The sequence below is a fragment of the Velazquezella soli genome (assembly GCF_977018685.1).
Genome location: NZ_CDRNXF010000004.1, coordinates 1,127,192 through 1,140,633 on the forward strand (window position 1 = coordinate 1,127,192; position 13,442 = coordinate 1,140,633).

The window sequence follows — 13,442 nt, forward strand, 5'->3', positions numbered from 1 at the left end:
CAATGGATCGGGCGTCGTCGTCGTCACGACGCCGCGTGTTTCCAAAGGAGTGCGACAAGCTTGCTTTCCGTGGCGGCACTGTCGGAAAACACCGATTGGGCGATCGGCAGTGCTTCTTTCCGGAGTGCCTGCTGGCGGGCGATGATGGCGGCGAGTAGCCGCGCCAGCGTGTCGCTGTCGCCGAACAGGTCGGGGCTTTCGTTGACGAGGCCCGAGAGAACGGAAAGATCGTGCTCGTGACCCAAGAGATCGACCAGCGATTTCGCCTCGGCCTGTTTGGCGCGCATCGCCGACGGCCAGATGTCGCGCAGGAGGGCAAGATGCATCAAGTAGGTCTGGCCGCTCTTGCGCAATTCGTGGAATGCCTCGGCATGGGCATTGCCCTCGCATTCCTTGATCGCGGCAAGCGCCTGCAGGCGCTGTTTCTTCCAGACCTTGGCAAGCCGGTTGGCGGTCTTTTCCGGCCGGTCGTCGAGGGAGAGGCCGTGCAATGCGTCGATGGCTTCGTGGCAGATGATCACCGCCGTCGCCATGCGGGCGGGCAAGTCTTCCTGGTGCTTGGCAATCTCGTCGCGGCGTTTGGAAAGGGCGTCGCGGGCAAAGGCAAGTGCTGCCTGTTCTTCCGGCAGCGTCGACTGGCCGGCAAGATAATCGACCGTTTCGACGAGCGCCGTTGCATCGCGCACGGCAGAGAGGCTGCGGGCCATGTCGCCGATCCGGGTGTTTTCCCGGCTTCTGAATTCCTTGGCGTCCGGCTGGATCAGGCGGTACAGCGCCCGCACGCGCTTGAAACGCTTGCGCGCATCGTGGATCGCCGTGTGCGCCCCATCAGGCTTGTCGGCGAGATATCGGACCGCCTTCGACAGCTGCTGCTCGGCAACCGCGACGAACTCGGCGGTAAACGGCTTATCGGGTCGCAGGTGGTAGGCCATCGAGAAGCTCCCGGCTCAGATCCTGGTTGGCCATGACGGCATTGGAATAGCGGCGATCGCCGGTGACGTCGTCGCCGATCCAGTCCGGTATCGGCGGACGTTCGGTTTCGCTTTGAAGTTCGACCTCGGCGACAACCAGGCCGTTATAGACGCCTTCATAGACATCCACTTCCCAGGTGTAGCCCTGATGCTCGACATTGAAGCGGGTCTTGTCGAGGACGATGCCGGTGGCACCAGCTGCCATGTCCTTGGCATCGGCGAGCGGAATCTCGTATTCGAACTCCGAGCGCGAGAACAATTCCGAGCCGATCTTGATCGTCAGCTTGGCCTTCTCGTCATCCATGATGCGAACGCGAACCGAGCGATCAGCGGCAACGGCGATATAGGCCTGCAGGAACCGCGAGGAGGATGCGACCTCGTTCCGCCAGGCATCGTTCTTGACCAGATACTTGCGCTCGATTTCCTGTCCCATGGGCCTCGTCTTGGTTGTGGAGATGTACCGTAGCGCAAAGATGCACAAGGGCAAGAGTATCGGCAAGAGCATGGTAAAGCGGTGCTTCGGCCGGGTGCTCAAGAGAAGCACGCAAGCGGCGATAGGTTGCGTCGATCGGGGGATTTGTCCTCGACAATGACGTGATCGACCGTTATTTCCGGGCAAGGGATTTCAATCGTTTTAGGGAGTGTTCTTCATGGCTGACCAGAACCCGGGCCAGAACCCAAGCAAGACCGAAAAGCTGCTGACCATTCTGAAATTGCAGCCTGTCGTTCCGGTGCTGATCGTCGACGACGCGAAGTCGGCTGTCTTGCTCGCCCGGGCGCTGGTCGCCGGCGGGCTGCGGGCGATCGAGATCACCATGCGCACGCCGGCAGCACTCGACGCCGTGAAGGCTGTTGCAGCCGAAGTCGAAGGCGCCAATGTCGGTGCCGGCACGATCCTCAATGCGAAGGACTGGGAAGCTGCCGTGAAGGCGGGCTCGACCTTTATCGTGTCGCCGGGCGTTTCTCCGGGCGTGCTGTCGGCCGCCAAGGATTCGCCGGTTCCGCTTTTGTCGGGTGCAGCGACTGCCAGCGAAGTGATGACGCTCCGGGAAGCCGGTTACAACGTGATGAAGTTCTTTCCCGCCGAACAGGCCGGTGGCGCCGCCTATCTGAAGGCTCTTTCGTCGCCACTCGCAGGCACGCTGTTTTGCCCGACCGGCGGCATTTCGCTGAAGAATGCCAACGACTACCTGTCGCTCCCCAATGTCATCTGCGTCGGCGGCTCCTGGGTAGCCCCGAAGGAACTGGTCGCAGCCGGCGACTGGGCCGCCATCACCAAGCTCGCCTCCGAAGCGTTCGCGCTCAGAGCTTAAATCCGTTCTGACATTTTCGTTATCGGCAGCGCGGGAAAATTGTTTTCCTGTGTTGCCGTTCCTATCTCCGTGTTCGAATTCAACAGTAGGAGATACGGATGTTCGACGCAAAAAAGCTTCTTGACCAGTTCCTGGGTTCGCAGGTTCCCGGTCTTTCGGGAAGCGTGAAGGGCCGGGCTGGGCAGTTCGGCGATATGGCGAAGAACAATCCGTTGAAGTCTGCAGGCATTGCCGCAGCACTTCTCGGCACCAAGACCGGCCGCAAGATTGCCGGCAATGTGGTGACCGTGGGTGGCATCGCAGCCGTCGCGGGTCTCGGCTATCTCGCCTACAAGAACTACAAATCCGGGCAGTCGCCGCAGGCCGCGATTCAGCCGACGCCGTCTGCTGCAGAGCCTATCGCGCTGCCGCCGCCGGACAGCCCGTTTTCGCTGCAGTCGCCTGAGCTGACCAACGATTTCGCCCTGACCCTGGTGCGCGCCATGATCGCCGCCGCTAAGGCAGACGGTCATATCGATGCGGCCGAGCGGGCCAATATCATGAACAAGGTGCATGAGGTCGATCTCGGCGACGAGGCGGAAGCCTTCATCCGCGACGAGCTTGCGAACCCCGTCGATATCGACGATCTGGTCGCCGCTGCCCGCACCGAGGAGCAGAAGGTGGAGCTTTACACCGCGACCCGCATGACCATCGATCCCGATACACGGGCCGAGCGCGGTTACCTCGATCTTCTCGCGGGACGCCTGGGTCTGCCCGATGCTCTGCTCGAGCATATCGATGCGACGGTCACCGCGGCAAAAGTGCCCGCTTAAAGGGCGAGAACATGGGTAACGATCTCGGTGACATCTACCGCGATTACATCCATTGCCTGAACCGGCAGGACTGGGAGCGGCTCGGGGACTTTGTGGATGACGGTGTCATCCATAATGACCGGCCGCTCGGGCTGTCCGGCTACCGCGACATGCTCGTCGGAAATTTCAGCGATATTCCCGACCTTCGCTTCAGCATTGATCTGCTGGTCGTCGATCCGCCGCATGTGGTCAGCCGGTTGCTATTCGAGTGCTCGCCTCGGGCCGAGTTTCTCGGGCTTCCGGTCAACGGGCGCCGGGTGTCGTTTAGTGAAAACGTCTTTTATCGGTTCCGCGACGGCAAGATCGTGCAGGTCTGGTCGATTGTCGACAAGGCCGCCATCGAAGCGCAGCTGTGAGCTCCATCGATCGTCTCCGCCGGTTGCCTTTCGACAGGTGCTGGCCTAAGCCTTGATGCCTCATCTGCAGCGGTTGCGACGCAGCCGCTGCGCATCTTGCTGGACCTGCCCGAATGCGCGATCTTTTCAATTACAAAGTTGCCGCCCCCAGCCCCGTCACCCTGACCGGACGGTTCGTGACGCTCGAGCCCTATGACCGTAAAAAGCATCTGGCTGATCTCTGGGAGGCGCTGGGCGGTGCCGAGGGGATCAACGAGCTGATCCGCTATTTTCCGAACGATCATTATTCGACCGCCGAAGAGTTCGGCGCGTGGCTGGACAATGTGAATGCGAACCTCGGCTTCGTAACGCTGGTTGCGCGCGAAAACGCCTCTGGCGCGGTTGTCGGCATGGCGAGCTATATGCGGCCGGACCCGAAGAACGGTGTGATCGAGGTGGGGTCCGTGGCGCATGGGCTTGCCATGAAGCGGTCGCCGATGTCGACGGAGCTGCATTACCTGATGGCTCGCCACGTGTTCGAGACGCTGGATTATCGTCGCTACGAATGGAAATGCCACAACGAGAACGAGCCTTCCAAGGTGACCGCGCTGCGTTACGGCTTTACCTTCGAAGGCGTGTTCCGGCAGCACATCATCTCACGCGGTGCCAACCGCGATACGGCCTGGTTCTCGATGATCGACAGCGAGTGGGCGGTGATCAAGGCCGGGTTCGAGGCCTGGCTCTCGCCCGACAATTTCAATGAAGACGGCCGGCAGAAAAAGCGGCTGGAAGATCTCAGGGCCGAATTTGCCGGCGGGAAAACCTCATGACGCCAGAAGCGAAATCACAGGCGATCGCGGCTGCCGCCATTCTCTTCGGCGCGGCGGTGGTCATCTATCTCATGCCGACCATCGTGTTGTGGATCGGCAATTACTCGCCGGTTCTGGCATTCGTGGTCGGCGCGCTGCTGGTGCTTGGCTTCTTCCTGATCTTCTGGCTGCGGGCCCGGTATCAGCGGCGGAAGTAGTTGCGAGGTTTGGTCGGGCGAAATCCCGAAACCGTCCTCATCCCCGTGTCTGCCACAGGGATGAGGTAAGCGTCGTGAGCTAGCAGCTCACCCTTAAGCCGACTTGGCGCCGATCGCTTCCAGCTCCGCCATCACATCTTCCGACAGTTCGATATCGGCGACGGCGAGGTTTTCGCGCAGGTGCCCGCGCGACGACGTGCCCGGGATCAGCAGGATGTTGGGCGAGCGCTTCAGCAGCCAGGCCAGTGCCACCTGCATCGGCGTTGCATCCAACCTTGCTGCAACATCCGACAGCGTCGAGGATTGCAGGGGCGAGAAGCCACCGAGCGGGAAGAATGGCACGTAAGCCGTGCCTTCAGCCGCGAGTTGATCGATCAGCTCGTCGTCGTCGCGATGCGCAAGATTGTACTGGTTCTGAACGCAGACGATCTGGGTGATCTTGCGGCCATCCTCGACCTGCTTCCGGGTCACGTTCGACAGGCCGATATGCTTGATGAGGCCCTCGCGCTGGAGTTCGGCGAGGATCGTCAGCGGTTCTTCCAGTGATCCTTCGGCGGGGCCATGGACATCCAGCATGGAGCGCAGGTTGACCACCTCCATCGCATCGAGACCGAGATTCCTGAGGTTATCGTGGACGGCCTTCGTGAGTGCTTTTTTCGAAAAGGCCGGGTTCCACGATGCGTCGTCGCCCCTGATGGCGCCGACCTTGGTGACGATGACGAGATCGTCGCTATAGGGATGCAGCGCTTCGCGGATGATCTCGTTGGTAATATGCGGACCGTAGAAGTCGCTGGTGTCGATATGGTCGACGCCGGCTTCGATGGCCTCGCGCAGCACCGCAACGGCTTCCGCGCGGTCTTTCGGCGGGCCGAACACGCCCTTGCCGGCTAGCTGCATGGCGCCGTAGCCGAGACGCTTTACGGCGCGGTCGCCGAGTTTATAGGTGCCGGCTTTTTCAAGATTGGTCATGGTTTTACTCCCTATCGGTGAGGCAGAGATAGGGCTATCCAGCCCGCGCGATAATCGGTTACAATTCGAACGGGCTGTACGGCAAGGCGGACAATGAAATACGACGCTGGTGATCTCGGAGCATTCGTCGCGGTGGCGAGGACCAGAGGGTTCCGCGATGCGGCCCGGCTGACCGGTGGCAGCGCTTCGGGATTGAGCGACGCGGTTCGTCGTCTGGAGGAGAAGATCGGCGTCCGGCTTCTCAACCGCACGACCCGCAGCGTGACGCCGACGGAAGCGGGGAGGGCGCTGCTCGACCGGCTGGGACCGGCGCTATCGGAAATGGAAGCGGCGCTCGACATGGCGGCCGGGTTTCGGGGCCGGCCGGCCGGGCTGTTGACGCTGAATGTGCCGGCCAGTGCGGCGCGGATTGTCCTGCCGCAGATCGTGCCGGCGTTTCTGGCCGCCTATCCGGATATCCGTCTCGACATCATGACCGACGAGAGTTTCGTCGATATCATCGCCGCCGGCTGCGACGCGGGCATCCGCTATGACGAGCGGCTGGAGCAGGACATGATCGCCGTGCCGATCGGTCCACGCGTTCAGCGTTTCGCATTGGCGGCGTCTCCCGCCTATCTTGCCGCGCGGGGCCGACCGGGCCATCCGCGGGATCTTTTGGCGCATTCCTGCATCCGGAGCCGGTTCAGGGACCGTCCGGTCACGCCCTGGGAGTTCGAACGCGATGGCGAGGAGGTGGTGGTGGATCCACCGGCGCAGCTGATCGTGCAGGCGGGTGGCGGGTCCGATCTCGGTGTGGACGCGGCGATTGCCGGCACCGGTATCGTCGCGCTGTTCGAGGACTGGCTGAAGCCGCATTTTGACAGTGGTGCGCTGGAGCAGGTGCTCGAGCCGTGGTGGCCCTCATTCTCAGGGCCGTTTCTCTACTATCCAGGGCGACGGCTGGTGCCGGCTCCGCTGCGCACCTTCATCGATTTCATCAAGGCGATGCCGCAGCCGGGTTGAGCGTTCAGCCCTGCAGCGAGGCGCCGAGCAGGGAAAGGCCGATCAGCAAGATGAACAGGGCGCCGCCGATCTCGATCGCATGGCCGATGCGTCGTCCGCTGCGCGAGCCGGGGCCTGCGAACTTGAGCGCGATATCCTTGGCGCCGACGGCTAGCGTTGCGAGGATCGTCACCGTGATCGCCGTGCCGATCGACATGGCGAGGACAGACAGCACGCCGCCGAGATAGAGGCCATTCAGAAGCGAGAAGCTCATGACGAGGATGGCGCCGGAGCAGGGGCGAAGTCCGACAGCAATGATCGCCGACCAAGCTTCCTTGAGGTTGAAGTTGCGGGCGCCGAGCGTCGACGGGTCAGGCATGTGGCTGATGCCGCAGGCCTCGCAGGTGTCGCTGTCTCCCTGAAATGCGTGGTCGTCGATCTCGACCGCCTGGAAATTGAGACCGGTCGCGCGTCGTCCGTTGGAAGAGCCGTCGAACAGCATGGCGGTCGATCCGCCGGCTGAAGTCGCCGCTGCCGCCGTGCGGCCGCGGTCTGGAGCGCGCACGACCCGCATGCGGAGTGCCCGGATCTTCTTGACCAGCAGCCAGGCGCCGAACAGGGAGACCATGGCAAAGCTTGCAACCTCCATGGTCCAGGTGGCCTGGGTCATGGTGATGCCGGTGCCGCGGAGCAGGACGAAGGCAGCGCCGACCACGAGGATCGCGACCAGGCCCTGCAAAAGCGCGGAGATGAAGGAGATCGTGACGCCGCGGCGCAGTTCGACTTCGTTGGCGATCATGTAGGAGGAAATCACCGCCTTGCCGTGGCCGGGGCCGGCGGCGTGGAAGACGCCATAGGCAAAAGACAGGCCGATCAGGCCGACAAGTGCAGACGGATCCTCGCGCATCGCCCGCAGCGCGCCGGTCAGAGAGCGGTAGAAGCCCTGCTGGTAGGCATTGATCCACTGGAAGAAGGGGGCGAGCGGCCCGCCTACCGAGAAGGAGGGTTCTGCTGCACCGACGCCGAGCGGAGACTGGGCGTGGGCGGCGGTGGCGACCAGCGCCGCCGCGAGAGCGGCAAACAGCAGGCCGGTCGACGCTTTCCTCAGCATGTCACTTCCATGCGGGTGGCAAAGAGCTTGGTCATGTCGGTCCCCGTCGGATCGTTGAAGAAAGCATCTGTCAGAGACGCGCTGTTTTGCGAAATCACGTCGTCTGGATCGGGCCGTACGACCTTGTGCTGGCACTTCTCGAAGCCCGCACCCTTCAGCACCAAATCCTTGTCGGTGGGGAAGTCGATCGCCGTGTACATGGTGGGATCGTAGATGCCGAAGGTGAGCTTGCCCTTGAGAGGGACCGGCTTTTCAGGCTTCACCGCAAAGATCAGCATCAACTGCTTGTCCTGCATCGTGGTGTGAAAGACGTCCGGCTTCTTTATGCCGATCTGTGCGCCATCCAGCGTCACGGTGGAGAAGTAGTGGTAGTCGGCAAGCGAGGTGCGGATGGTTTCGCCGAGTTCGGCGAGTTCATGCGGATCGAGCTTGAGATCGCCGTTCTTGTCGAAATCGAGGATGACGCTCGAGGAGAACACTTCATCGAAGCGCCAGACATTGCGCAGTTCCTGCACGGTGCCATCGGCGCCTGCGACAATCTCCAGCCGGGCCTCGGCAAAGATATGCGGATGCGCAAGTGCCGGCGCTGGAACGGCGAAGGGTGCAGCCATGGCCGCTGCCGTCAGAATTGTCGCAAGTCTGTTTCGCATATCCGAGCAGGTCCAGCATATTGCGCAGCGGCATTGCGTCCGGACCTGCGCCAAATCAAAAGGGGTGTCGTTCGTCCGCAAGCTGTGGTCTGGCCCCGAAATGGGACGGAATTTCGACTGCGGCGTTACAGCATTACAGGTCAGCGCGGCTGGCGGAACCAGTTGGCGAGGAAATCCACGAAGCTTCTCACCTTGGCCGGGAGGTAACGGCGATGCGGATAGACCGCATAGATGCCGCGTTCACGGGTGATGTATTCGTCGAACAGATTGACGAGTTCGCCCGACTGGATCGAGGCCATGGCGACGAAGTCGGGAATGATCGCGACGCCGAGACCGGCGCGGGCCGCGCGCAAGGTTGCCTGCGGGCTGTTGACCTCGATCGGGCCCGAGACCGCGACTGAAATCATCGAGCCATCAGGATCGACGAAGCGGATATTGTTGTGCCAGCGCGAATTGGTGTCGATAATGAACGGCACCTTGTTCAGCTGCTGCGGATGCGTGAGGGGCCCGTATTGCGCCACGACATCGGGCGTCGCGACCGCATGGACCCGGAAATCGGCAAGCTTCTTGGCGATCAGGCCGGAATCCTCCAGCCGGGTGATTCGGATCGCCAGGTCGAAATTTTCCTCGATCAGGTCGACAAACCGGTCATCGGCGACGATTTCCAACTGGACGTCCGGATGCGCCTTGGCGAAATCGATGAACGACTGGCCGACATCCGCATCGATGAAGGTGCGCGGCACGGAGATGCGAAGGCGGCCCTTGAGGTCGGCGTTGTTCTCGCGCACGAGGTCCGCGAGATTGTCGATCTCCTTCAGGATATCGGCAGCGGTGCGATAATAGGTGTGGCCCGCCTCCGTCATCGAGAACTGGCGGGTGGTCCGGTTGAGAAGAAGCGCGCCGAGATCGTCTTCCAGTTCGCGGACATATTTCGACAGCAGCGCCTTGGAACGGCCGGTGCGGCGTGCGGCGGCCGAAAAGCCCTCGGCCTCGACCACGTCGATGAAGGCGCGCATGCGGGTGAGTGTGTCCATGGGCGAAGGGTGCTCCCGATCTCAGAAGTCTTCTGTCTCCGCCAGGGCAAGCAGAAATACAAGCGCTGTGCTGAGCCGACGCATGTCTTTCTGGCTGACGGCGCCGATCTGCTGCCAATTTCAAGCAAGCGACGCCGATGAACTTGTCCGTCATGACCTGTGACGGATGCCGCAGGCCATTTTCCGGATCGGGTTCGAGAAGGATGCGGAAGTCGAGATCAAGACGTGTCGATGTCATTGGGCAGACGACGACCGTAGGACAAGTATCGGACAAATCGTTCGTCTGGATCACGATGGCCGGGCGGGGCTTCCCGTAGTCGCCGGAGATGGAAACGGTGACGATGTCGCCTCATTTCATTCTTGCCGCGTCCCTCCTGGCTCGTCCTCATTCCAATCCGCAACCCTCTCCATCCATTCGAGGATCTCACGTTCCTCTTCCGGACCAAGGCTTGCGATCGCGGCTGCCAGCCGAGCCTGAGCCTCGGGGCTTTTCAGCTCCAGAAGCTGCTCCCGAATTTCAGGCGAGATCACCGTTGAGGACGGTGATCCATGTGTGGTCTGCTTCCCAACCGTCGGCATCCAGTATCTCCAACGCTGGCCTGTTCCACCAGTGGAATCGTGCGCGTGCCCTCGCGGAAATTCTACCGGGGGCTGCCTTTTGATTATTTCCCCCCCCGCCCAAAATACCGCTTGATTATGACCGCGAATATTCTTATCTCCCGTGCAGCCCAAAGTCGCACGTGCCCGTGGGTGTCCGCCGACCCTCTATTTGGTGAGGTCATCGGTAAGGTACCTGGAACTAACCCCTCCAGTCGCTATTCCGGCCATCCGGGAAATGCGAGGACATCTAAAGCAACGACGGTGCGGGCCTTTTTGTTCTCTCCCGGCTTTCCAACAGCCGGGGTTACTGAAGAGGCACACCATCATTGCCGGAAGTGCGGTAGGGACCTCCCTCCAATCCATGGCAGACAAAGCCGGATTTTCGTTCTTGGCAGAACGTTGATCCACTTACCGCGCGTTTGAGCGTGTCAGGGAACCGGTGTCTCCACCGACTGGATCCTGGCGCATGTTCATCCGTCCTTTGTCCTCCGGTTCGCAAGCCGGAGCCTTTGAGATTTGGAAGGGATTGACCATGACCACTGCCCGCATCCTCGACTTCATCAAGACCCAGCGTCCCGATGGTCCCTACCTCGTGGTCGATCTCGATGTCGTGCGCGACAATTTCAACGCCTTCCGTCATGCCCTGCCGGACAGCGCGATCTACTACGCCGTGAAGGCCAATCCCGAGCCGGCGATCCTCAAGCTTCTTGCTTCGATGGGTTCCAACTTCGACTGCGCCTCCGTCGCCGAAATCCAGATGGCACTCGATGCCGGTGCAACCGCATCGCGCATCTCGTTCGGCAACACGATCAAGAAGGAACGCGACATTGCGCGTGCTTTCGCGCTCGGCGTTGGCCTCTATGCCGTCGACAGCCATGAGGAAGTCGAAAAGATTTCCCGTGCAGCGCCCGGTGCAAAGGTGTTCTGCCGCGTGCTGACCGATGGCGAAGGCGCCGAATGGCCGCTGTCGCGCAAGTTCGGCTGCGTGCCGCAGATGGCCGTCGACGTTCTCGTCTACGCACACCAGCTTGGTCTCGAAAGCTACGGCGTCTCGTTCCATGTCGGTTCGCAGATGACGAAGGTCGATGCCTGGGATGCGGCTCTGGCCGATGCCAAGCGCGTGTTCAGCCAGCTCGCAAAGCAAGGTATCGTTCTGCAGATGGTCAACATGGGCGGCGGTTTCCCGACCAAGTACCTGCGCGACGTGCCGAAGGCTGAAGAATACGGCCAGGCTATCTTTGCTTCGCTGCGTAAGCATTTCGGCAATAACCTGCCGAAGACGATCATCGAGCCGGGTCGCGGCATGGTCGGCAATGCAGGCGTCATCAAGGCTGAAGTCGTTCTCGTGTCGAAGAAGTCCGACAACGACAACCACCGTTGGGTCTTCCTCGACATCGGCAAGTTCGGCGGTCTCGCCGAAACCATGGACGAGGCGATCCGTTACCCGATCCGCACCGAGCGCGACGGCGACGAGATGGAGCCTTGCGTTCTGGCCGGCCCGACCTGCGATTCGGCCGACGTGATGTACGAGAAGAACATGTATCCGCTGCCGATCTCGCTTTCGATCGGCGACGAAGTTCTGATCGAGGGCACCGGCGCCTACACGACCACCTATTCGGCGGTCGCGTTCAACGGCTTCGACCCGCTCAAGGCCTACGTCATCTAAGGCGTTACAAGCCTTTCTACTTTCGCGGTTCCCGACCTCCAGACGGGAGCCGCAAATTCACAATGATCGTCCGATACCGTTTGAAACGGTTTTAAGTGCGGGAGGCCAAGATGGCCACTGTTCTTGATTCTGTCCGTGCGCTGTTTGCGCCCGCGTCCACATTCACCATCACTGCCGAAACTCCGGCCGACGTGGTGGCTCGTGAAAATCTGCTCGATCGCGCCATGGGCGCCGACCGACGCTTGAAGTCGTCCGAAAAGATCCGCCAGAACCGCGTGCCGGCCGAAGGCCTGGCGCTCGTTGCGCGCGACGAGGACGGTCATGTCATCGGCACCGTGCGTCTGTGGAACATCGAGGCCGGCATTTCGCCAGAAGGTAACGCCATCGACGCGCTTCTGCTTGGACCGCTTGCCGTCTGCTCGTCGCATGAGGGCAAGGGCATCGGTGCGGCTCTGATGCGTGCGGCGATCGGCCAGGCGCATGATCGTGGCCATGGTGCCGTGCTTCTGGTCGGTGACGCCGCCTATTACGAGCGCTTCGGCTTCTTCGGTGGCAAGACCGAGCATCTGGTGATGCCAGGCCCCTGCGACCGTGCGCGCTTCCTGGCGCTGGAGCTGAAAGCCGGTTGGCTGGAAGGTGCCGCCGGCATGATCGTTGCGAGTGGGCGCAAGCTCGCCTGAGCTGCTGCTGATCGAAATAACCATAGACCCCGTCTTCCCATAGAGGAGGCGGGGTTTTTCGTTTTCCGGCCGGCGACGGGTGGCGCAATGGTCTCACGCTCCGTCACCTTCGCGTGAATCGTTGGGCTCGGCCATAGTCGCGTGCTGGTCTCGACCTAGATTGGCATCCATGATCACACGCCGCACAGCCCTTCTTGCCACTCCCTTCGTCCTCACATCCATGCGGGCCTTCGCGCAGCAAACCGGCGGGACTGGCGTGGCGCAGGCGCCGCAGACGCTGAAGGCCGTGCTCGGCCGGGCGGCTGACCTCGAGCCGTTGAAGGTCGTGATGGTGTCGCGCAAAGGCGAGACGATTGCCAGGGAAGCGTTCAACGGCAGCGGCCTCAACGCCTCGACCAACATCAAGTCGGCGTCGAAATCGATCATCTCCTGCCTTGTCGGCATCGCGATCGATCGTAATCTGCTCGAAGGGCCGGACCAGAAGATTGCCTCGATCCTGAAGGCCGATCTGCCGCGCGACGCGGATCCGCGCCTCGCCGACGTCACCATCGGCAATCTTCTCTCCATGCAGGCCGGTCTGTCTCGGATGTCCGGCCCGAATTACGGGCGCTGGGTGGCCAGTTCCAACTGGGTTCGGTTTGCACTGTCGGAGCCGTTCGACGGCGAGCCGGGCGGTCAGATGCTCTATTCGACAGCGTCGACGCATCTTCTGTCGGCCATCCTCACCCGCGTCGGCAAACGGCCGACGCTTACGCTGGCGCGCGACTGGCTGGAGCCGGTCGGCGGGTTTCGCATCGGGGCCTGGGAGCGCGATCCGCAGGGCATCTATCTCGGCGGCAACCAGATGGCGATGACGGCTGCGTCCCTGCTGGCATTTGGCGATCTCTACCGCAACGGCGGGAAAACCAAGAGCGGCCGACAGATGGTCTCTCAGAACTGGATCGACCAGTCCTGGACGCCCCGCACGAACTCGCGCTTTTCCGGCGACGGGTATGGCTACGGCTGGTTTCTACGCCAGATCGGCGGACAGGATGTGAAGTTCGGCTGGGGGTATGGCGGGCAGATGGTCTACGTGGTTCCGGCGCTCGACATGACCGTGGTGATGACGTCGAAGGAGAGCGGTCCGTCTGCCCGGAACGGCTACCGTGACCAGTTGCACGACCTTCTCGCCGAGATTATCGGCGCTGTCGCGTCAGCGTAAGCGCCAAGCTCCGCCTTGATATGGGGGACTAGCATGCGGGGCAGGCCCCGCAT

16 protein-coding genes and 1 pseudogene are annotated in these 13,442 nt (G+C 61.8%); 9 read left to right on the top strand and 8 right to left on the bottom strand.

All coding sequences use genetic code 11. From position 1 onward, the window contains the following. Positions 1 to 23 precede the first annotated feature (23 nt). Together AC0JZ8_RS08945 and AC0JZ8_RS08950 are read right to left on the bottom strand one after the other, a co-directional pair. Positions 24 to 932, bottom strand: coding sequence for a CHAD domain-containing protein (locus tag AC0JZ8_RS08945; protein ID WP_471892321.1), 909 nt, complete (start codon positions 930 to 932; stop codon positions 24 to 26). Further along, entirely contained in the window at positions 907 to 1,404 is a 498-nt protein-coding gene (locus tag AC0JZ8_RS08950) for a CYTH domain-containing protein (protein ID WP_113109712.1), read from the bottom strand. The genes AC0JZ8_RS08945 and AC0JZ8_RS08950 overlap by 26 nt, the downstream gene beginning before the upstream one ends. Before the next feature lie 217 nt (positions 1,405 to 1,621). Between AC0JZ8_RS08950 and AC0JZ8_RS08955 the strand changes: the two genes are divergently transcribed. From AC0JZ8_RS08955 to AC0JZ8_RS08975, 5 genes are all read left to right on the top strand, one after another. After that, positions 1,622 to 2,284, top strand: a complete 663-nt coding sequence (locus AC0JZ8_RS08955; protein ID WP_471892322.1) for a 2-dehydro-3-deoxy-phosphogluconate aldolase — start codon at positions 1,622 to 1,624, stop codon at positions 2,282 to 2,284. Between the two features lie 98 nt (positions 2,285 to 2,382). Further along, positions 2,383 to 3,096 (top strand): tellurite resistance TerB family protein, encoded by a 714-nt coding sequence (locus AC0JZ8_RS08960; RefSeq protein ID WP_062461148.1) that lies wholly within the window; start codon positions 2,383 to 2,385, stop codon positions 3,094 to 3,096. A gap of 11 nt (positions 3,097 to 3,107) precedes the next feature. Then, the gene (locus tag AC0JZ8_RS08965; protein WP_471892323.1) at positions 3,108 to 3,491 is read left to right on the top strand and encodes an ester cyclase; all 384 of its coding nucleotides are present in this window, start codon (positions 3,108 to 3,110) and stop codon (positions 3,489 to 3,491) included. A 113-nt stretch (positions 3,492 to 3,604) separates the two neighbouring features. After that, the gene (locus tag AC0JZ8_RS08970; RefSeq protein WP_471892324.1) at positions 3,605 to 4,300 is read left to right on the top strand and encodes a GNAT family N-acetyltransferase; all 696 of its coding nucleotides are present in this window, start codon (positions 3,605 to 3,607) and stop codon (positions 4,298 to 4,300) included. After that, positions 4,297 to 4,497, top strand: coding sequence for a hypothetical protein (locus AC0JZ8_RS08975; protein ID WP_471892325.1), 201 nt, complete (start codon positions 4,297 to 4,299; stop codon positions 4,495 to 4,497). Before AC0JZ8_RS08970 ends, AC0JZ8_RS08975 begins: the two co-directional genes overlap by 4 nt. Positions 4,498 to 4,590: 93 nt before the next feature. On the opposite strand, the gene AC0JZ8_RS08980 is transcribed toward AC0JZ8_RS08975, so the two are convergent. Beyond that, positions 4,591 to 5,466, bottom strand: a complete 876-nt coding sequence (locus AC0JZ8_RS08980; RefSeq protein WP_471892326.1) for an aldo/keto reductase family oxidoreductase — start codon at positions 5,464 to 5,466, stop codon at positions 4,591 to 4,593. A gap of 93 nt (positions 5,467 to 5,559) precedes the next feature. Here AC0JZ8_RS08980 and AC0JZ8_RS08985 point away from each other — a divergent pair, with 93 nt between their 5' ends. Continuing rightward, positions 5,560 to 6,468 (top strand): LysR family transcriptional regulator, encoded by a 909-nt coding sequence (locus AC0JZ8_RS08985; protein ID WP_092659729.1) that lies wholly within the window; start codon positions 5,560 to 5,562, stop codon positions 6,466 to 6,468. Positions 6,469 to 6,472: 4 nt separating this feature from the next. On the opposite strand, the gene AC0JZ8_RS08990 is transcribed toward AC0JZ8_RS08985, so the two are convergent. The 5 genes and pseudogenes from AC0JZ8_RS08990 to AC0JZ8_RS09010 form a co-directional block, all read right to left on the bottom strand. Beyond that, positions 6,473 to 7,558 carry a nickel/cobalt transporter gene (locus AC0JZ8_RS08990; RefSeq protein ID WP_471892327.1) on the bottom strand — a complete coding sequence of 362 codons (1,086 nt, stop codon included), beginning with the start codon at positions 7,556 to 7,558 and terminating at the stop codon, positions 6,473 to 6,475. Continuing rightward, on the bottom strand, positions 7,552 to 8,208 hold the full coding sequence (locus AC0JZ8_RS08995; RefSeq protein WP_471892328.1) for a DUF1007 family protein: 657 nt from the start codon (positions 8,206 to 8,208) through the stop codon (positions 7,552 to 7,554). Before AC0JZ8_RS08995 ends, AC0JZ8_RS08990 begins: the two co-directional genes overlap by 7 nt. 140 nt (positions 8,209 to 8,348) lie before the next feature. Continuing rightward, entirely contained in the window at positions 8,349 to 9,242 is an 894-nt protein-coding gene (locus AC0JZ8_RS09000) for a LysR family transcriptional regulator (RefSeq protein WP_062461123.1), read from the bottom strand. A 190-nt stretch (positions 9,243 to 9,432) separates the two neighbouring features. Next, positions 9,433 to 9,534, bottom strand: a pseudogene (locus AC0JZ8_RS09005) (type II toxin-antitoxin system PemK/MazF family toxin); the annotation flags it as partial. 62 nt (positions 9,535 to 9,596) lie between these two features. Continuing rightward, the gene (locus AC0JZ8_RS09010; protein ID WP_192077660.1) at positions 9,597 to 9,821 is read right to left on the bottom strand and encodes a hypothetical protein; all 225 of its coding nucleotides are present in this window, start codon (positions 9,819 to 9,821) and stop codon (positions 9,597 to 9,599) included. A 553-nt stretch (positions 9,822 to 10,374) separates the two neighbouring features. On the opposite strand from AC0JZ8_RS09010, the gene odc2 reads away from it, so the two are divergent. From odc2 to AC0JZ8_RS09025, 3 genes are all read left to right on the top strand, one after another. Beyond that, positions 10,375 to 11,508: an ornithine/lysine decarboxylase gene (gene odc2 / locus AC0JZ8_RS09015; RefSeq protein ID WP_471892329.1), complete on the top strand. Its 1,134-nt coding sequence runs from the start codon at positions 10,375 to 10,377 to the stop codon at positions 11,506 to 11,508. A 110-nt stretch (positions 11,509 to 11,618) separates the two neighbouring features. Beyond that, positions 11,619 to 12,188, top strand: a complete 570-nt coding sequence (locus AC0JZ8_RS09020; RefSeq protein WP_471892330.1) for a GNAT family N-acetyltransferase — start codon at positions 11,619 to 11,621, stop codon at positions 12,186 to 12,188. Positions 12,189 to 12,357: 169 nt separating this feature from the next. Next, positions 12,358 to 13,389, top strand: coding sequence for a serine hydrolase domain-containing protein (locus AC0JZ8_RS09025; protein ID WP_471892331.1), 1,032 nt, complete (start codon positions 12,358 to 12,360; stop codon positions 13,387 to 13,389). Positions 13,390 to 13,442: the final 53 nt, after the last annotated feature.